Origin of the sequence: Paenibacillus sp. FSL K6-1122 (assembly GCF_037977015.1) — a bacterium.
Taxonomy (GTDB): domain Bacteria; phylum Bacillota; class Bacilli; order Paenibacillales; family Paenibacillaceae; genus Paenibacillus; species Paenibacillus amylolyticus.
Genome location: NZ_CP150272.1, coordinates 2,544,467 through 2,563,562 on the forward strand (window position 1 = coordinate 2,544,467; position 19,096 = coordinate 2,563,562).

A 19,096-nucleotide genomic window follows, 5' to 3' on the forward strand; every position below is an offset into this window, starting at 1 on the left:
TTTACTGGTCATTCTCCGATGCAAATGGTTCGTTCTGCGGACTGGATTCGGGTTGAAGCAAGGTCGCCAAATCAGTACCTGTCGTGACCGTCAAGCGAGGCAGCTTCATGGGATGATCTCCTGGATGCACAAATCCAGACTTTACGGTAAAAGCCATGCGATATCCATGTTGCTGTAACTTGTAGATCATCTGTGTGCTGGTATAACCAAAAGGATAGGCCAAATAAGGTGTGTCTATTCCGGTTTGCTTCATATGCTGGATATCATCATCCAGAAGACTGGTGTCCAGACCGACAGGAACACTGTTACCACAGCGCATAAATCCCTTGTGATGCAGGTTATAGGTATGGCTATTGAATTCAAATACGTCAGTTGCTGCCTGCATCTCTGGTTTGGAGATGAAACTGTTAATGGCGGGCTCAAATTCCGAAGGTTGATCTTGAATTTTACTGCCTATGACAAACAGCGAGGCATGAAAATTATATTTCTGAAGCACAGGGTAAGCTAAAGTATAATTGTTCTGGTATCCGTCATCAAAGGTAATTACAATGGACTTCTGTGGCAGGGAAATCTTCCCGCTAACATATTGTTCAAGCTGATTCAATGTAATCGTGCGGTAGCCTTCATCATGCAGGTATTTCATATTTTGCTCAAAATCCTCCAGATTAATGATGGATTTATTATCTGTCTCGTGATTATTCAGTTTGGGCTCTATGTAATGATACATCAGCACAGATTGGTTAGAGAAGTCAGTGTGTGACAGCTCGAATGCTTTGCGTTTGACTATGTCCCAGGATGTGCAGGCTTTGTGTGACAGTGCATTCGTTGGGTGAGTTACGGCATATGAATATAGTGTAATGGAGCATGTGAGCATGGCGAGTAGGGCAAGTGTGATCTTTTCCAATATTTCATAAGTCTTGGGATTCTCCTTTTAAAGTGGTCAATAAGTTATATCATAGACGATATTACTACACTGGAAGTTACAGTATTTTTTCCTGTATCAGGTTGACTTGCAGATGAGAGCGTTGATTCACTTTCCATACGGGAGAATGTATTTTAGAATGAAGTTAACATGTGATGGATGAGTTTCAGAGTGGCAGATTGAACAATAGGCATTTGTTTAATTTCTCTTGTGTTTTGATATGCTGCGTGATACAATAAGTCTGTTATGTGGAATACGGCGGTCCTCTATGGATGATGAAGGAGACAAGGTGATCTCTGGAAGAAGTATGAACGCCTGTATGGAAGGAGGGAGTCATAGATGAATATCGTTCAAGCGATTACACAAGAACAACTTCGCAAGGATCTTCCGAGTTTTCGTCCTGGTGACACTTTGAAAGTGCACGTTAAGGTAATCGAGGGAACTCGCGAGCGTATCCAATTGTTCGAAGGTGTTGTGATTAAACGCCGTGGTGGTGGAATCAGTGAGACTTTTACAGTTCGTAAAATTTCTTACGGTGTAGGTGTGGAAAGAGCTTTCCCGCTTCATTCCCCTAAAATCGATAGAATCGAAGTGGCTCGCCGTGGTAAAGTTCGTCGTGCGAAGCTTTATTATCTTCGTGAACTACGCGGTAAAGCAGCGAGAATTAAAGAAATTCGTTAATATAACGGATACCGGGAAGGGCTTGGAGACAAGCCCTTTTCGTTTTTGTCCGGGAAAAGTTGAACCGGAGGTACACTTCCGAGTAAAATGGTATGGCAACACATGCGGGGAATAGTCCGGGAGGATTGTAAAATCAGTTATTGAAGTGCGTGTTCAAAAGACCGGTTTCAGTACCGACTTTTTGAACAACCTCTTGAAGGCATTTGAATTGTGGATTAAATGTACTGTAATGCTTGGTGTAAGATTACATAACTGATGTGAATGTTTTGTATCCATCCATTGAGTTATTGGAACGATACAGAATGCTGGATGTGTGTACTGCTATAAACATGTACTGTGAAGAGAGGAAGATCTTGAATGGAACAAGAAGTTCAACATGACCGGGGCAATCCTGCCGAAGAGAAAGATAGTCGATCCAAAAAAGCCAAAAATGAAATTGTTGAATGGCTTAAAGCCATTGTTATCGCATTAGTTCTCGTCATTCTCATTCGGTGGTTGCTCTTCAAACCGTTTGTTGTGGACGGTCCGTCCATGCAGCCGAACTTTGAAACGGGTGAACGTGTGATCGTCAACGAAATCTTATATGATATCAGAGAACCGAAGCGCGGTGAAGTTATCGTCTTCCACGTACCATCCGAAGGTCGAGATTTCATTAAACGTGTTATTGCTGTAGAAGGTGATACCGTTGAGGTTCAAGACGATACCGTGATGGTTAACGGTAAAAAGGTTGATGAAACGTATATTCAAGGAGCCATTGATGCAGCTGAAGCAAATGGTGGAACCTATAACGTGAAGGATTTCCCGAATGAACAGTTCCCTGATGGCAAAGTGCCGGCAGGTCATGTGTTTGTCATGGGAGATAACCGTCCAAATAGTACAGACAGCCGTATGATCGGTTATGTTTCGTTAAAAGATATTATTGGTCGTGCAGATGTGATTTTCTGGCCGATCGGTGAGATTAAGTGGATCAACCACTGAAATTGAAGTAAATAATGAGGTGAAGACAAGTTGACGATACAATGGTTTCCAGGTCATATGACTCGAGCCAGACGCCAGATTCAGGATAAGTTAAAGCTCATCGACGTGGTCATCGAACTATTGGATGCCCGTCTGCCTGTCTCCAGCCGTAATCCAATGATTGACGAAATATTGCTGGATAAACCCCGGATGATTTTGTTGAACAAATCGGATTTGGCAGATGCAAAAGTGACGCAAGAATGGATTGAATATTTCAAAAAAGAAGGAATTACCGCTTTTCCTGTAGATGCTTCGACGGGAACCAATGTTAAAGATATTCCCGTGCAGGCCAAGCTTCTTCTTAAAGAAAAAATTGACCGTCAAATTGCTAAAGGGATTAATCCTCGTGCGGTTCGCGGGTTGATCGTAGGGATTCCCAATGTAGGTAAATCAACACTGATTAACCGACTGGCTGGACGGAGTATTGCGTTAACAGGAGATCGTCCTGGTGTGACGAAGGGGCAACAGTGGATCAAGGTAGGCAAAGAAATGGAGTTATTGGATACTCCAGGTATTCTTTGGCCTAAGTTCGAAGATCAAAATGTAGGTTATCGTCTTGCCGTAACTGGTGCGATCAAAGAGGAAATTTTGAATGCAGAGGATATCGCCTTTTTTGGAATCAGTTACCTGATGCGTTATTACTGGGACGCCCTTGAAGAGAGATATGGACTTCAGGAGTTCTCCAAGGATGCAGATGATTCAGACAGTGTTATTGCGATTATGGAACAAGTTGGCCGTATACGTGGTTGCATTGTAAGCGGTGGACGCATTGATCTGGAAAAGGCATCACGAGCATTTCTGCGTGAACTGCGAGCGGGTAAAATGGGACGTTTCTCTATGGAAGCTCCCTATTAAAAAAAATGGACTCTACACGATGAAGATCATTATCTTTATCTGTTCATTTCATATATACAAGTGCCGAAAGAAGCGGCCGTTACCGGATTACCGGGAGCGGTCGTTTTTTTGTGTATACAAACGTGGAAGTAGAGCTGGAACATACGTCGAAAACGATAAAATGGAAGAGGATTGAAGAACAGTACGCTTTATGGAATTGGCTGACCTATATATCAGGTGCATCTAAATCGTGCTATGATAAATGGTGGTGCAATTTAAATTAGACGAGGTCTGATATATTCAATTTAAACCATCAAATACCGATAAATGAAGACATCACTATCTTTATATTGTAAATCTCAAGGAAAAGTTTTATTGAGAGTGACAGGTTGTACAGAACAAAAGACAGAGGATCTACGTCTATATTATAAAATTGTAAGTGATACGTATGCTGAAAAAGCGTGGGTAGAGGAGATGAGCGTTATGGTTGAAAATAATGAAGAGATCGGGTTGAATCTACTGGATACTCCGATTGGACCAAAGAAGAAAAAAGAAGCCAGTGAACCTCGAGATCTGTTGCTCTATGAGCGGGAGTATTGGGACAGTGGATTTGATCGTATTGCTGGCATTGATGAGGTAGGACGGGGCTGTTTGTTTGGGGATGTTGTCGCAGCGGCGGTTATTTTACCGAAGGATCTCATCCTGGAAGGTGTGAATGACTCCAAGAAATTAACGGAGAAAAAACGTGATGCATTATATGACGTCATTATGGAAAAAGCGCTGGCGGTAGGTATCGGGTACGCGGATGCAGAGACGATTGATCGGCTTAATATCAAACAGGCTGCGAGACTTGCGATGAAACGTGCGGTTGAAGCATTGGGAGAAACTCCTGATTATATGCTGGTGGATGCCGAAAAGGTGGATGTGAATGTACCTCAACTGTCCATTATTAAAGGTGATGCTAATAGTCAATCGATCGCAGCGGCATCTATTATTGCCAAGGTAACGCGAGATCGGCTGTGTAAGGAAGAATGGGATACGTTATATCCGGAATATGGTTTGTCGATACATAAAGGATATGCAACAAAAGTTCATCGGGAGCAGATTATGGCATTGGGGGCAACCCCGATGCATCGGCGCAGTTTTCTGGGCAACCTGCTTGGAGAGCAGCAATCTTTGTTTTAACACAGGTTTGAAGAAAGGAGGGGGAGAGATTTGAATATCGGTTCCATGATAAAGGGGTTAATGGGAGACAGTAAGCCCGGCAATGCCAAACCGCTTGAATTAAAGGAAGGTCAGGTGGTTCGTGGCTCCGTCGTTAGTGTATCCGATGATGGGGGAGAAGCAGTTCTGCAGATTCAAGGTGTGCAAGTGCGCGCCAAGTTGGAGACTCCACTCCGTCCGGGTGAGACCACGTTGCTTCAAGTGCAGCCTCCAGGTGAAAATGGCATAACGGTAATGAAACCTATGACGGGTACACTTGCTGAGTTGCCACAAGCTTCGCTGAACAACCTGCTTAAGGATGTAGGACTGCCGGATACAAAAGGGAACCGGGAACTGTTACTTGCCATGCAGCGTAGCGGATTGCCACTAACGAAGGATAATGTGGCTATGGTCCAGAATATGATGACAGCTAAACCTGCACAGGTCCCTGTGGAAGAATGGGTGCAGGCGACGGGAATTGCTTTTCAGCGTGGTCTTCCGGTTACGGCGGAAACAGTAAAAGGATTACACCAGACGGTGTTTGGTCCCCCTCTGCACCAGTTGTTAAGCGGGTTGGCTGATCAGTTGGAAACGATGCTGACTCAAACAACAGGTAAACCGCTATTGCCTGGAGAACAATCTGATGCGATGAAACCAACTGTTGTGGCTGGTGTACCCGTCGTGCTGAATGAAGCACAGATGGAAGAAGGATTGGCTGCGTCAGGCAATGGTCGTCAGGTGACTGGAACCGGAACACCTGCTTTGTCAACGCAACAAGGACAAGCAGCTTTGGCGGGATCTAAATCCATGACGGATGGCGGGACAGAGGATGCAGGTACTGCGGTGAAAGGAAATGTGCAGACCGGCGGAGGCACAGCGAATGCTGAAGCCGGGGCCAAGGCAGTTGCTAGCAACGTTGAAACGGCTGGCAAAGGGGGTGCAGGTATTCCGTCTGGAACCGGAATACCTGGCGAGAGCCCGCGCGGGGCTGACGCGGGCCAAGTCGGGAGCCGCCCGGGTACACCGGGGGCGGCAGCAGAATCTGTGGCTGGCCGTGCAAGTGCAGGCCAGCCTGAAGCAGGCGCGGCCGGGCGGACTGACGGTCGCGCTGAAACGCCTGTTGCTGCGGGGGCGCCGTCCGCAGCAGGCCAGGCAGCGCCAGCAGCGCCTACGGCAGCGCAGCTGGCGCCCAAGCTGCTGACGCTGCTGGACGCCTTGCGCAGCGCGTCCACTGCAGCACAGGCCGCCCCTGCATCGCAGGGCGGCCAGGCGGCTGCGGCTGCCGGAGGCGTGCCGCAGCCGTTGCCAGCCGGCGCTGATGCGCCGCCGGCTGGCGGTAGTGCCGCAGCACCTGCGGGAGCTGCGGCAGTGCACGCGCCTGTCACCCACGAGGGGGACCCGTGGGTGGGGCGCGTGCTGAAGCTGCTCGGTGCGGAGCACGAGCAGCAGGCCGTTCACGGCGCGGCAGTGCAGCCGCGCGTGGGGGATGCGGCGAGTCCGGCGAATGCGGACACGCTGAAGGGCTTGCTGCTGCAGCTCGCCAGCAGCGAAGGTGCACCGGCGGCGCTTAAGGATGCCGCCGGACAGGCCGTGCAATATCTGACAGGTCAGCAGTTATTGCTAACGACAGATCGCAGTGCTACATTTGCACAGATGCACTGGTTTATTCCGATCACTGGACCGGACGGGGAAGAAACGGCGTCTGTTCAGATTCAGTCTCGCAGAGGTCAACGTGGGGAACTGGATGCCTCCAATTGCCGTCTGTGGTTTGATCTGGACATGAAAAGTCTTGGGCCTACTCTGGTAGATGTCCATGTGGTTAATAACATTGTCAGTCTGCGTGTATTAAATGATCGCGAAGGAATGGGACCGCTTCTGGAGAGCGGACGAGAGGTGATCCATCAGGCATTGGACAAGCTGGGCTATCAACTGCTGACCTTCAAGGCGGAACCGTGGCCTGCGGGCCAGGAACCGGGCGCGGAACGAAAAACGCGGGCCTCGGACTATAGTCCTGAACGATACAAAGGGGTGGACTTGAAGGTATGAAAGACGAGTCGTCACAACCGGACCTGCTTTCCAAAAAGGCGGTTGCCCTAAAGTATGTCCCTGGAGAGAGTGAAGCACCTGTTGTTGTAGCCAAGGGGCGCGGCAAAGTGGCAGAAGCCATTCTGGATAAAGCCAGAGAAAACGGCGTGGCTGTTCAGGAGGATGCAGCACTTGTGGAGGTGCTCTCCAAGTTGGATCTGGATGAACAGATTCCGGCAGAACTGTATCAACTGGTCGCAGAGGTGCTAACGTACGTCTACCGTGCAGATCGCATGGCCTCAGGACGTGAGGAAAATGAGTCATGGTAGAACGTAGATTGGGTCAGGAGCCAGAATTAAAGCTCACACGACAGCAGAAAGGCCGATTAGGTGAAGAGGCTGCCTGTCAATGGTTGCGAGAGCACGATTATCGGATCATTAGACAGAACTGGCGTTGCCGTAGCGGTGAGATTGACATCATTGCTTCCTGCGAGGGCCTGATTGTCTTTGTGGAAGTAAGAAGCAGAAGTGGAGCCGCTCAGTACGGTACACCTCAGGAATCGGTTGATATGCGTAAAATGCAGCAGGTACGTTCAACCGCATCCGTGTATTTGCAAATGACGGGAGAGACGGAACTTCAGATCCGTTTTGATGTAATTGCTGTAATGCTTGATCAAGCAGGAGAAATTGTCTCTGTGAATCATATTGTTAATGCTTTTTAAGAATTACACTCGAAGTTATTGCTGTATTAATTGATACGAATTGTATCTTTTTAATGTGAGTCGGTCAGTTATTTCGAAGTACAAGTTTAATTATGTCTTATCTTTGCATTCGTTTTAGTTTTAAAATTAGTTAATATATTAAAGCCGTAGTTCCTATTTATACAGGATCTGCGGCTTTTTTTGATTTAACTATGAAATCATTAAACAGAGGATAGAGCATTGATAATAAAATCATTGTATTTCAGAAATTTATAGATACAAAATGTATCATTTGTAATGAACTAAGAAAGTTGAAATTTAAAGAGAGGTTGGTGGGATGTATGAAAGAGCTTCAGAATACTTCGAACAACACAGTAAAACAAGTATGGGAGTGCCCTCGGATGGAAGTACTGGATATCAGCGAGACCATGAACGGTGGACAGGGGATTTGGCAATATGTTTGGGACGGAGAATTCTGGAAGCTTGAACTTATGGTCAGTTAATTTAAGAGGTTAAAGAGCAATGTTTGATCAATAAAATAAATGAGGTGTAGTGAGAAGATGCAGACAAGTATCAAATGGATCATTCGACTAAGTACACTATCTTTATGTTTCATTTTGTTTGGAATCATGTATTCCGGAGTTTCTTATGCTGCTGAATCTGACAATGCGGTTAGTGTGTCAGGTAAAGTGATTGATCGTCAGGGATTGCCTGTCAAGGACGCCACAGTCAAGTATTGGCTTGATTATGGGAATAAGGAACACAGCGTGGAGACAGATGAGAGTGGGAATTATCGTATTATTGAATCCGTTGAGAACTATACTGTATTTACCTTTTCAGTTGAAGCAGAGGGGTATGTGCCGTATCGACATTACACTTCCTATAGTTTAAGGGGTGGAGAGCAAATACAACTTGATTTTCGTATTTATGAGCCATCCACGATTGTAGGAACAGTCAAAGATCAGGCAGGCAGACCGGTTCCAGATGCTCGTATAAAAGTAACAAGTGTCTTTGATCGTATAGTGAAAACTGATCAGCAAGGTCGATATGCGGTTACAGGAATTGATTACGCCTATAATCCGAACATTGCAATATGGGTAGATGCCGATGATTATATGTTATATGAACAGGATCGCTTGGGTGTCCGGGAGGGAGGAACCTTGAGAATGGATGTTGTTTTGGCAGAGGCGGCACACGTGCGGGGAAAAGTTGTAGATGAGTCGGGCAATCCAGTAAGTGGGGCTAAAGTTAATGTTGGAGGTTCGGCAACAACAGATGCTCAAGGCAACTATTTAATAAAGCGCGTACCAACAGGGGCTAGAACGATAACGGGAGAAGCAGCAGGATATCTAAAAACGAGCCTAAGCGTTACTCTTGTAAAAGGAGATCATAATACGTTTAATATCGTACTTAAGAAGGATGCAGATATTACACCTCCAGGAACCAAGTACAGATTAGTTCCTATTACAGATACTGTGAACGGGAAAATATACATCAAAGGATTTACATTCAGACTTCAGGCAACAGACGAAGTCAAAGGCTCGGGTGTAAAAACAACGCAATATCGAATCAATGGGGGAGAATGGAAAAACTATGAAGGACCCGTCAAGTTTTATGCCCCTGATGTCAAGGTGGTAGAGTACTATAGTACAGATGTTGCAGGTAACCAGGAGAAGTACAACAAAATGGATTTTATTAATGGCACATTTGAAGGGAATGGCACGTTTGAAGGGGAGAGTTACGACGATTGATTACTCGTTGATATGATATGTGAATCAATAACATGAGAATAAAAGACGGTTCTGACTTTATGATCCCTCGTGGTGAATCAAGATTCAGAGTCGTCTTTTCTGTTGGAATGACCCTAACGGTACTGACCTTTGCCTCCCCTTTGAATCTCGTGATCAGATGGGTGTATAATCAAGAAGGTAAACTGGTATTTTATTATGTCATAAAGAAATTATATTGAATGTACAAGGCCGCGAATCACTATTGCGGTTGCAAATGATTTTATAAACAGGAGGTACGGCCGATGAGTAAAGCTACGAAAACAACAAATGAAGTCAGAAATGCGATTCAAAACCGTCGTACGGTGAAAAAATTCAAAAAAGAAGCTGTTCCTACACAGCAGATTATAGATTTGCTGGATACGGCAGTCTGGGCTCCTAACCATAAACTGCGTGAACCTTGGAGATTTTTGTTGTTTACCGGAAATGGACGGAAGAAACTGGCGGAGGCTATTGATGCAGAAATGGGAGAAGACAACAAATTCTCACCCAATATTATGCAAGTTCCATCCGTTATGCTTGTTGTGCTGGAAGAAGATCCAAGACAGAATATCTGGGACGAAGACTTCGCTGCGGTTAGTGCATTGGTTCAAAACTTTATGCTTGCAGCCTGGAGTGAAGACATTGGAACGTTCTGGGTGACCAAGCCATTTTTGTACGCTCCCAAATTCCGCAAATCGCTTGGAATAGAGGCGGGAGAGAAGATTGTAGGCATGATTTATATGGGTTACCCTGATGTTATTCCTTCTGCCAAAGAACGCACACCAGCCAAGGACAAACTCACTCTTTTTGAATAATAAATTATTGTAGACCTTAGCTATATAAGATCCCCTTACGTTTACAGGGGAAATCCACGTACAAGTACCTTTCTTCACAGAAGAGAAGGGCTTGTACGTTTTTTTGTCATGTTGGTGTATCCGCATTGTAGAATCTGCATAAGGAATCCTTCTCGATTTTCCTCTGATGTCCGCAGTTTCATGCCCATTTCACTGCCTTTGGGTAAATCGGCCTGTTCTTTCCTCCATATGCTTCTAAAATAGATTAAGATCCAATTGACGATACTGGATGGCTTCAGCCACATGAGCTGTCACAATTTCACCTTCATGGTCCAGATCGGCAATTGTCTGTGCCATCTTGATTATCCGATCATGTGCACGCATGCTCAGGTTTAACGTTTGCAGCGTTTGCTCTAACAGCTGCTCTGCCTCTTGGGGGAGATGGATCGTTCGTCGCAAAAGCGTGCCCGAAAGCTGGCTATTCCAACGAACCGAACTTTTGGCATAACGTGTAGCCTGAATTTGATGAGCGTGGATCACTTTTGCCTGCATTTCTTCAGAGGAAGGGGAAGCAGCAGACTTGCGCCACTCGCCTGGTGGAGGAACTTCAACCTGAAGATCAATGCGGTCCAGCAGTGGTCCTGAAATTTTGGCTCGGTATGCGGCAACACGGGCTGGACTACATATGCAGCGTTGCTCCTCCGAATGAGCGGACAAATAACCGCAGGGACAGGGATTCATGGAACATGCAAGCATGAATTGGGCCGGAAAGGTGAATGCAGCGCGAGCCCGACTAATTGTCACTGTGCGATCCTCTAACGGCTGCCTTAATACCTCCAGCACTTGGCGCTGGAATTCAGGTAATTCATCCAGAAACAATATGCCCCGGTGGGCAAGGCTCACTTCACCCGGTTTTGGGATACCACCGCCTCCAATCAGACCAGAGGTGGATATCGTGTGGTGAGGAGAGCGAAAAGGTCTGTCTGCAATCAGGCCTTGAGGCGCTTCTTTCAACTTGCCTGCGGCACTTAATACTTTGGTGACTTCCAACGCTTCATCTTCTGACAAAGGAGGAAGGATGGAGGGTAGACGTTTGATTAACATCGTTTTGCCCGTGCCTGGCGGTCCAACGAGCAGTATATTATGCATGCCGGCTGCAGCAATCATAAGCGCGCGTTTTACATGATGCTGCCCCAGAACATCGCTATAGTCATCTGCAAATAATGGTGTTTGTCTTGGCTTCCTATCCGCCATCTTATGAGTCTTATCAGTTATAGGAGCAGCAAGGTGTGCATAATTTTTCAACACGACTGGTCCTGCATTCGAATTGTTTGGTATTCCCACTGAACTAGAGGGTTGATCTGGGTTTTCCGGAGCAATATCCTGTAAATGACGAATGCCAAAAACCTGGATACCTCGAATCAGTGACGCTTCCTCCACGTTATCCAAAGGTAGGAGCACGGACGTAAAGCCTTGTCGTTTGGCCAGATCCACCATGGATAAAATGCCCGGCACGGACCTGATCGAACCGTCCAACGCCAGTTCGCCAACCACTAGTGTCCGTTCCTGGGGAGGAAGTACAAGCTGGCCGCTTGTCATAAGTAAACCAATAGCGATAGCCAGATCAAAGGAAGATCCTTCCTTTCGCAGATCAGCGGGGGCCAGATTGATTGTGATCCGCTGTAAAGGATACTGATATCCGCAGTTTTTAATCGCTGCACGAACACGTTCAACGGCCTCACGAATGGCTGAATCCGGTAAACCGATGATGGATGTCTGTGTGCACATAGTCAGTAATTAGGGTCAAACAGACGCATATATCTTATAAAAAAAATGAAAAAAATACCCCTCAAGAGAATAATATCTCAAGAGGGGTTAAGTTTTACCTATATTTGCTATTTATCTTTGTTTGAGTGCAAAATTGCCTGATCTATCACAATCTCAATAAGTTGACGTTCAGAAACCGTTGGTACGACTGCGTTTTTCGCCAACAAATCATCAATAATTCTTAATGAAATTGCCCTTTTATCAACATTGTCTTCCATGTGCTCATTTACATAATCAACAACTCTATCTGCAAGATCTAACGCAAATGTGGCTTTAGTCTTATCTAATTTATCTGTCTTAATCACATCGAGTACAAGGCGAGTCACCAACAACATTTGCTTCATACCCTCTGTTTTATCCTTCGTAATCCATCCCTTACTCTTAACATAGGGAATGAAAAATAACCCTCCTACAACAGTAGTAAGGATAATTGCAATGACATATAAATTATCCATTTATCTAAACTCCTTTATGTATAATTATTTGCTTACTTTAATTCCATTTTCTTTACGATAGTTGATAGTAAGCAAACGCCAAAAGTCGTAGCTACCCTTAGTATCAGAAATAAAGTCTTTGTTAGCTTCATACGCTGCTTTAGCCCAACTTGGACATTCCATATTGGCTTTAACTTTCTCTGCTGCAATCCATACCGATTGTTGTTCGATGGTCTTCTCTAGGTCGGATATTTTTAACTTCTCAGCTTCAGTCATTGGTTCATCATCCTTTGGTTTGGTATTTGTAATTGGCGTTGCATCAGGAATCTGATTTCTCAAACGCCCCAGCTCTGTTTTAATCTGAGGCAGAAAGTTTTTCTTGGCAGCGGCTACAGTATTTCCGTCTCCCCAAAAGGCAGTTCCGGGGCATGTCTTGCTGGACTTTCCCGGTATGAAATCTGAAAGTCTCGTTCCTGTTTTGGATGCATACCAAGCATGGTAAACAACAGTGTCTGTATTTATAGACAGGTTTAATTTTTCAGCCAAACAAGCATACAGGTGAATAACAGACTGTTTCTGATTATCAGTCATTGTGTCTCCACCTTTATCAAAGTTGCCTATGATTTCAATACAAATTGCTCCGGTGTTTGATCCAGCAATACCAGCAGGAGTTTTATTTAAATCTCTATCTAAACTAATAGCTATTTGACCCGATTCAGTAACTGTTATATTTTGTCCAGTTCCAGACCATCCTTGAGATAAATGATACGTTCTCATACCCTCAAGACACTTCCAAATATCTTGTTTAGCAAATCCATTTAACAATTGTCGCGTTGTATAGTTTGGAGAAGCTGTGTGATGTACCTGTAGTCTATCAATGCTTCTAGTTATTTTTTGCTTCTGTAGCCATGGACGAAACTCGACAATATCAAGTAATAAAAAATTACCTTTTTGAATCATTCAATCACTCCTCAGTTTTACTTTTAGTATCTTCAGGTTTTTGTTCGCTTTTTGATTGAAATACTGTAACTGCTTGCTTCAATTGTTTAGGGAGGGCGACATCAAGCCTAACTAGATTTTCTACTAAACTGATCAGTTCATTGCCTATATAAAAGAATAATCCACCCAACATAAATCCTAAATTGCCTTCCAGCCCCAATAGTGAGTCAATTCTATATAGGATTGCTATCACTAAGAACATTAAGAATTTTTTGAAAATCCCCCAGAAGCCCTTATTCGAACTTAGACCCTTCGTAGGATCGTTTGGAAACTTGTTACCCTCATATACAGCAGCAGCCATTCCAGTTAAGTAGTCTACTACACACAATATCGCCAATGTTATTAGTCCTTCTGACCATCCACCAAACATGTATGCCCCAATGGTAATGAGTGAACCCAAAAGAAACTTTTCAACATTTTCCATTAAAGGCATCTATATTCCACCCCCACAATAAAGTTTATAAATTTGTCTGACACATTGTTTTCCTTCTCTCAATTGAAATAAGACTCCCCACATGGAGAGTCCTGAAAATTAAAGTATGTAATAATATGCTCCTGAAGATTTACCTCTGATTAAAATGATTGAATCCATATCACTTACATCACGTTTACGTATACTTGCTACTGCATCCATGTTGTTTATTCCCGGAACTCTAGGATATAGGTATCCACTAAGATCAGGCTTGGATATGGTTACTTCTGCATCAATCTCTTTGAATTGTTTAATTAGAATTGTCGACTCAAGATCGCTAAACTGTCTAATGTCGATTACACTATCTAGATATTCTCTGTCCTTGATATAAATTGTTCCGTCTTGTTCAGACACATACCTGATTTCTAATATAGAATCCATATCAGGTCGAGAGATGCCAATTGCGCCATCAAAGTAAGAATTTGCTGGAACGTTTATCTCCGCATCCAAGTCAGAATGATCAATTGCCTTAACAATTAGTTGTCCATACATATCAGGTCTTGATGTTCCTACAGTGGAATCATAATCATCATATGCTTTAACATTAACATAGGCATCGATGTCCTCATGACTATAACCACGGATGTAGATTTCAGATGAAATATCTGGATTACTAATAGTTAAGAATCCTTCTTGATAATGCTGATAAGGAACATCTATTACTGCATCAACATCATAACCACCTTGTTCACGGACTGTTATAGCTCCCGTTAAGTCTGGATTGGATATTGTTAATATCGATTCCTTTTCTTCATAATACTCATTTCTGACTGATAGCTCAGCTTCCAAGTCGAGTCTAATTCGTTGATAGTTTGAGACTTCAATATATGACGATAAATCTGGCTTAGAAATAATAAGACTACCAGTCAAATCACCATGGGCGCGATTAGCAATTGAAATCTCACTAATCAAACTTACTTTTGGATCAATCGTAATCATCGAAAACATATCCGGTGTTGAAACGGCTAACGAGGTGTCAACTTCAGTTATTCCGTCTTCAATAATTGTGATACTGGATTCCATTTCATTTGCTGCACGAATAGCTACGGTCATGATCGAGTTTACATCTGGTCGACTTACACCCAATAAGCTATATATCTCTATAAACAGCGGATCTTCGTATCTGTGTACATATATCGAGGAATCTAAGTAATTCCATCCACGATCACTTTTAACTGTCAATGTTGAGTTGAGATCCTTATTACCTTTTCTGTATACAAACAATTCAGAATCAATTTCAGAACGCCCATAGGATTGCACTGCTGATGTTATGTATCGAACTTGTAATATTGGAGGCTTAGCTGACTCACGAGTATTGAAGTAGATAGGAGTATTATCAGCAGACCGTATGTTTAATCCATAGTTGATCAACGAACCATCTTGCCATTGCTTTAACACTTCCAATACATTAATCTCAACATATTTCTCAGATGTATTTATAGTGTATTGATTAGTTAGCAATTGAGTTGATTTTGGTTTATTAGCATAGGTAATACCATACTCACGCCAAATTGTACTAGGCTGATATATCTCAATGTTTGCATCAGATTTAATTGTTCCTGTATAGTACAATCTCAACTTTGCATCTTCTAGATAAAGTAGGTCAGGTATAGCAACTTTTAAATCGCCAAAGTTAACGAAGGACTCAAATTCCTCTACATTGTCATGACCAATCATCATGCGTTGTGTATCACCATAGTTAATCGTTTGTAAATCGATACGACTACGAGTTGTGGCATCTCCAATTGGCTTCAGTTCAATATTAGTTCGAGGAGCTTCGATTAATTCAAATCTACCTTGTGCTCTGTTATGTGGTCTGACATTAATCGAACTCTCTAACTCAGTAAACATTATAGCTTCAATTGTAGATTCTAGATCACCGTAGGCACGATACATGACATCTAGACTGCTTGATATGTCTTTGTTTCTTATAGATGACTTAACAGAAATGATTGAATCTAACGTAGATTCTTTTCTTGTTGCTATAACCAGTTCAGACTCTAAATTTGTCTCATCTTGAGCATATAATATATACTTACTTGTAAAACGATTGGAGGGACTTTTTACATATATAATCCCCTCCGTATCATGGTCATCATAGTACAAAAATGTCACTCCTCATCTCATTGTATTGAGATTTACACACGATCAGCGTTAACTACCAGCTCAAATAAGCCATTAGGATTTGGCTGTGCTCTCATGTCTGTTGCAATACGAACATAAAAAACAATTGTTTCATCTGGTTGTGTAAGTCCATAAGTCAGATAATCAATTGGAAGGAATGGATTAGCCTGTCTAGATAACTCAACCACTACACCGTCACGCTCATATTTTTTATCCATTGCCAAATAGACATTATCAATAGCATAACCTAACTGATTCTTGATTCTTACCTTCTGAGTTAATGTGGTTTGTCCAGCAATAATTACTCCAAAATCTAATTGCTTAAGAATTCCTCCAAATGTATCGGATAAATATTCTCCTGATTCATCCATAAACATGAGTCCAGAATACGTACCAACAAATGTCGTTTCCCAATAGTCAGTCTCGCCCCAATAATCTTGAAACTCAACTTTGAGTACATTCGGCTGATTAAATATTACGTCACGATCAGAAATGTTAATGTCGATGTCTTGAGGTGAAGGAGCTAGTCGGGTGAAGCTGCCATCAGAAGGATAGTAGGGATTATCATTAAGCAGGATTCGATACTGTACTTTACCTTGATCACTATCATCTAATGTTCCTGTTAGCTTACTGCCTGTTAGGGAAAGCTGGATTGTTGCATTGGTATTTAACACATAAAAAGCAACATTATCGATTTTGATTGTTTCTGTTGCTGAGTTGATATTCAGTTTCATATTGTCAATTGCAATGCCCGTATCTGAATTATGAATATTGTCCTCGATATAATAAGCAAATCGAATCTGATTCCCTTTATTCTTTAATGAGGTTGAATTAATCAAAGCAATGTCATAATGACTCATTCCACTTTTTTTGAAAGTAGCTAGACTTGAAATATCAATTGTTCTCCATTTACCAAACTTACACACTTCCCAAGTATTTCCCTCATTAAATGAGACAGCATATCTTAATGTTCCATTTGTTGAGTTGAGTTTATCTACAATAGAAAGTATATCTCCATACATATAATAGTCATCTGTTTGGATAATCGATTGAGGGGAGGGAGTAGAAGAGGTAGATGCAACTTTTGGATTATTATTATCACTCCACGTAACCACGTCAAAATCTCCCTCAAGTTCATCCAATGGGGAGTAGTTAGCCGTGATATTTAGTTCCGCTGATGTTTTGGATGGATCATCTGTGTAGTATAGAACGTCTACACTATCACCCAACTCATCGTATATTGTAAAAGGCTCGGTTTCGATTGTAATCGTTGATTCGGTTTGGTTGGGATCATCAGTGTATTCGATGATTTTGATCTCTTTGTCTTCCCATTCTTCTGCTAGGGTGAAGGGTTCGGTTTCGATGCTGAAGGATGCTTCTGTTTTGGTTGGATCGTCCGTGTAGTAGTTTAGTTCCACTTCTCCTTGAAGTTGTGACCATGAGGACTCAGGTATGATAGAGATGTCCTTCATACCGTATGTGAGATAGTCTTGCTCTGTGGCAATTGTTCCTAATTCAGTCCAATTAGTCAAAAAATATTTATATAGCGAATTATGTTTAATCAAAGTGAAGTGAAATGAGTTATCAAAAGATTGCTCGGTGAAACTATTCGTTAACGATTTACGTGCAATTATATTTGTACCAGAATCTTTTGAGGATAAAACTCCCCCCTCAAAAACTGAAACAAATTTCGCTACTCCGCCAAGGAGTGGATCTAAACCTACAAAGTTCAAGGTAGCTTTAAATGGTTTACTATTGCAACTAACCAATATCCGTACAAAATCAGAATCTAAAGGAGTCGCTGAAGGATTTGATATATTATATAAAAGCACAGTTGACGTACTTGAACTATAAGTTTTATTTCCATCATTCAGCCCATTCTTATTGAAAACCGTTGCGTGGTTCCAGTAATAAGGAACGTTTTTAGCTACGCTATCATATGCGTTCGCTACCGAATATGTTAGTTTGTTATTGCCTCTATCAAATAATTCTATCTCGTTTATTCTTATTGAATTGCCGAAAAAACAGCCTTCGAGTTGTATAATGTAATCTGCCATAATCCCATCTCCTTTCTAAATTTAAATCAAACAATCATTTCACATAGTTATGTGATTGATGCTTTCTTGATTGGTGTTTCAGTTGTGTTGATTTTTTGTTTGAATACTTTGCCTGAACCAAGTGTAGTGTTTGATTTTTTTATAAATGATTTGTTTGAGTAATTATCAGACAAAACTATCTCGTAATTTTTTTCCATACCATACTTAATAAAATCAACCTCTTCAATTGAATCTAATATATTTACTCCTTTTTCTTGTTTTTCAATTTCAAAAAACCTTAACTCTCCTATATTTGCATAGTTTAAGGCTCCAATAACATCGGTGATGTTGAGTCTATAGTATCTAAATGTGAAGAATGTACTTAATACGTACTCTTTTGTTTCTCCCGATGTCCATCTAGACTCATTCCCAGTAAATAAAACTGTTTCTTCACCCGTGAAAGATCCAGTATTAGACCCTTGCAAAGTCCATATTTTGGGTGCGCGATCACTTCCTGCGTTTGTAGATGCCGTAATTGAGAACTTTCTTATCGTTTGAGGCTTTCCAAAATCTATTTTAAGCCAACCTGTTCTAGTGTTGTTTGTTTGCCAACCTCCATCTGCCTGTCCATTGAATGCAAGATATGCGTCATATCCAGATGAAATAGAACTGGCACTCACCGTAACCCCCGACGTTGCATTCGATGTCATTGTGGGAACTAAATTTTGAATGTTGCCTTTTTTAAAGAGCGAAATTAAATCAGTATTGAGATTTGATGAAATCAAGAATTTATTTAGTTTAATGCTGGTAGCGTCTACTTCTTTAATTTCATTAATTGTACTAAATACAATTAGACCAAGTGATTTGTATGATATTGAGTCTCTAGAATAAAAAACACTAACATTTTTTCCACCGCCAGTGTTAACATACGACTTTAATGATATTTTATTTATACTCAAAACTGCTTCGGGTAGTTTTAATACAATGATGCCTTCATTGTTAGGTGTATCATAAGGTATGCCTCCATCGCTTGGTACAAACCATTTATCAATGTCTGATGCCGTTTTTCGATTTATATAATTGTGTTCTATTACATTGGTGTTGTTGAGAGAAATTAAGTTGTTCTTACTGTCATATACTTGAATTAATTGAATTGCTTCAAATGTTGATGTCCCTGATATAACCCCTGTAATGGATAATTTCAAATAGATTGCCATTCAACTATCTCCTTTCAAAATAAAATAGAACACACCATATAG

General features: G+C 42.2%; 18 protein-coding genes. 10 read left to right on the plus strand and 8 right to left on the minus strand.

Annotation, left to right across the window (positions count from 1 at the left end; all coding sequences use genetic code 11):
- Window position 1: 1 nt before the first annotated feature.
- Window positions 2–904 carry a polysaccharide deacetylase family protein gene (locus NSQ20_RS11340; RefSeq protein WP_235200753.1) on the minus strand — a complete coding sequence of 301 codons (903 nt, stop codon included), beginning with the start codon at window positions 902–904 and terminating at the stop codon, window positions 2–4.
- A 357-nt stretch (window positions 905–1,261) separates the two neighbouring features.
- On the opposite strand from NSQ20_RS11340, the gene rplS reads away from it, so the two are divergent.
- From rplS to NSQ20_RS11390, 10 genes are all read left to right on the plus strand, one after another.
- Entirely contained in the window at window positions 1,262–1,603 is a 342-nt protein-coding gene (gene rplS / locus NSQ20_RS11345) for a 50S ribosomal protein L19 (RefSeq protein WP_017689212.1), read from the plus strand.
- Between the two features lie 357 nt (window positions 1,604–1,960).
- Window positions 1,961–2,581: a signal peptidase I gene (gene lepB, locus NSQ20_RS11350; protein ID WP_036609449.1), complete on the plus strand. Its 621-nt coding sequence runs from the start codon at window positions 1,961–1,963 to the stop codon at window positions 2,579–2,581.
- 30 nt (window positions 2,582–2,611) lie between these two features.
- Window positions 2,612–3,475 (plus strand): ribosome biogenesis GTPase YlqF, encoded by an 864-nt coding sequence (ylqF, locus tag NSQ20_RS11355; RefSeq protein ID WP_017689210.1) that lies wholly within the window; start codon window positions 2,612–2,614, stop codon window positions 3,473–3,475.
- Window positions 3,476–3,937: 462 nt separating this feature from the next.
- The gene (locus NSQ20_RS11360) at window positions 3,938–4,639 is read left to right on the plus strand and encodes a ribonuclease HII (protein WP_340032462.1); all 702 of its coding nucleotides are present in this window, start codon (window positions 3,938–3,940) and stop codon (window positions 4,637–4,639) included.
- A 30-nt stretch (window positions 4,640–4,669) separates the two neighbouring features.
- Complete coding sequence (locus NSQ20_RS11365) at window positions 4,670–6,703, plus strand: DNA ligase (RefSeq protein WP_340032463.1); 2,034 nt, start codon at window positions 4,670–4,672, stop codon at window positions 6,701–6,703.
- On the plus strand, window positions 6,700–7,011 hold the full coding sequence (locus tag NSQ20_RS11370; protein WP_036609395.1) for an EscU/YscU/HrcU family type III secretion system export apparatus switch protein: 312 nt from the start codon (window positions 6,700–6,702) through the stop codon (window positions 7,009–7,011). The genes NSQ20_RS11365 and NSQ20_RS11370 overlap by 4 nt, the downstream gene beginning before the upstream one ends.
- Entirely contained in the window at window positions 7,005–7,403 is a 399-nt protein-coding gene (locus NSQ20_RS11375) for a YraN family protein (protein ID WP_340032464.1), read from the plus strand. Before NSQ20_RS11370 ends, NSQ20_RS11375 begins: the two co-directional genes overlap by 7 nt.
- Window positions 7,404–7,723: 320 nt before the next feature.
- Complete coding sequence (locus tag NSQ20_RS11380) at window positions 7,724–7,885, plus strand: paeninodin family lasso peptide (RefSeq protein ID WP_139331839.1); 162 nt, start codon at window positions 7,724–7,726, stop codon at window positions 7,883–7,885.
- 57 nt (window positions 7,886–7,942) lie between these two features.
- On the plus strand, window positions 7,943–9,133 hold the full coding sequence (locus tag NSQ20_RS11385; RefSeq protein WP_340032465.1) for a carboxypeptidase-like regulatory domain-containing protein: 1,191 nt from the start codon (window positions 7,943–7,945) through the stop codon (window positions 9,131–9,133).
- Between the two features lie 281 nt (window positions 9,134–9,414).
- Entirely contained in the window at window positions 9,415–9,966 is a 552-nt protein-coding gene (locus NSQ20_RS11390; protein WP_338708461.1) for a nitroreductase, read from the plus strand.
- A 234-nt stretch (window positions 9,967–10,200) separates the two neighbouring features.
- Here the strand turns inward: NSQ20_RS11390 and NSQ20_RS11395 are convergent, their stop codons facing one another.
- The 7 genes from NSQ20_RS11395 to NSQ20_RS11425 form a co-directional block, all read right to left on the minus strand.
- A complete protein-coding gene (locus NSQ20_RS11395; RefSeq protein ID WP_340032466.1) occupies window positions 10,201–11,733 on the minus strand; it encodes a YifB family Mg chelatase-like AAA ATPase in 1,533 nt (510 codons plus the stop codon).
- Between the two features lie 107 nt (window positions 11,734–11,840).
- On the minus strand, window positions 11,841–12,227 hold the full coding sequence (locus NSQ20_RS11400) for a hypothetical protein (protein ID WP_340032467.1): 387 nt from the start codon (window positions 12,225–12,227) through the stop codon (window positions 11,841–11,843).
- A 24-nt stretch (window positions 12,228–12,251) separates the two neighbouring features.
- Entirely contained in the window at window positions 12,252–13,166 is a 915-nt protein-coding gene (locus NSQ20_RS11405) for a peptidoglycan recognition family protein (RefSeq protein WP_340032468.1), read from the minus strand.
- 4 nt (window positions 13,167–13,170) lie between these two features.
- Window positions 13,171–13,638 carry a phage holin family protein gene (locus NSQ20_RS11410; protein ID WP_340032469.1) on the minus strand — a complete coding sequence of 156 codons (468 nt, stop codon included), beginning with the start codon at window positions 13,636–13,638 and terminating at the stop codon, window positions 13,171–13,173.
- A 99-nt stretch (window positions 13,639–13,737) separates the two neighbouring features.
- Window positions 13,738–15,783, minus strand: a complete 2,046-nt coding sequence (locus tag NSQ20_RS11415) for a DNRLRE domain-containing protein (protein ID WP_340032470.1) — start codon at window positions 15,781–15,783, stop codon at window positions 13,738–13,740.
- A gap of 32 nt (window positions 15,784–15,815) precedes the next feature.
- Window positions 15,816–17,858 (minus strand): hypothetical protein, encoded by a 2,043-nt coding sequence (locus NSQ20_RS11420; protein WP_340032471.1) that lies wholly within the window; start codon window positions 17,856–17,858, stop codon window positions 15,816–15,818.
- A gap of 47 nt (window positions 17,859–17,905) precedes the next feature.
- Window positions 17,906–19,054 carry a discoidin domain-containing protein gene (locus NSQ20_RS11425; RefSeq protein ID WP_340032472.1) on the minus strand — a complete coding sequence of 383 codons (1,149 nt, stop codon included), beginning with the start codon at window positions 19,052–19,054 and terminating at the stop codon, window positions 17,906–17,908.
- Window positions 19,055–19,096: the final 42 nt, after the last annotated feature.

Bases quoted from the DNA above. Each gene is read 5' to 3' on its own strand.
- rplS (WP_017689212.1), top strand. From the start codon at position 1,262: ATGAATATCGTTCAAGCGATTACACAAGAACAACTTCGCAAGGATCTT.
- lepB (WP_036609449.1), top strand. From the start codon at position 1,961: ATGGAACAAGAAGTTCAACATGACCGGGGCAATCCTGCCGAAGAGAAA.
- NSQ20_RS11360 (WP_340032462.1), top strand. From the start codon at position 3,938: ATGGTTGAAAATAATGAAGAGATCGGGTTGAATCTACTGGATACTCCG.
- NSQ20_RS11370 (WP_036609395.1), top strand. From the start codon at position 6,700: ATGAAAGACGAGTCGTCACAACCGGACCTGCTTTCCAAAAAGGCGGTT.
- NSQ20_RS11375 (WP_340032464.1), top strand. From the start codon at position 7,005: ATGGTAGAACGTAGATTGGGTCAGGAGCCAGAATTAAAGCTCACACGA.
- NSQ20_RS11380 (WP_139331839.1), top strand. From the start codon at position 7,724: ATGAAAGAGCTTCAGAATACTTCGAACAACACAGTAAAACAAGTATGG.
- NSQ20_RS11385 (WP_340032465.1), top strand. From the start codon at position 7,943: ATGCAGACAAGTATCAAATGGATCATTCGACTAAGTACACTATCTTTA.
- NSQ20_RS11390 (WP_338708461.1), top strand. From the start codon at position 9,415: ATGAGTAAAGCTACGAAAACAACAAATGAAGTCAGAAATGCGATTCAA.
- NSQ20_RS11395 (WP_340032466.1), bottom strand. From the start codon at position 11,733: ATGTGCACACAGACATCCATCATCGGTTTACCGGATTCAGCCATTCGT.
- NSQ20_RS11400 (WP_340032467.1), bottom strand. From the start codon at position 12,227: ATGGATAATTTATATGTCATTGCAATTATCCTTACTACTGTTGTAGGA.
- NSQ20_RS11405 (WP_340032468.1), bottom strand. From the start codon at position 13,166: ATGATTCAAAAAGGTAATTTTTTATTACTTGATATTGTCGAGTTTCGT.
- NSQ20_RS11410 (WP_340032469.1), bottom strand. From the start codon at position 13,638: ATGCCTTTAATGGAAAATGTTGAAAAGTTTCTTTTGGGTTCACTCATT.
- NSQ20_RS11420 (WP_340032471.1), bottom strand. From the start codon at position 17,858: ATGGCAGATTACATTATACAACTCGAAGGCTGTTTTTTCGGCAATTCA.
- NSQ20_RS11425 (WP_340032472.1), bottom strand. From the start codon at position 19,054: ATGGCAATCTATTTGAAATTATCCATTACAGGGGTTATATCAGGGACA.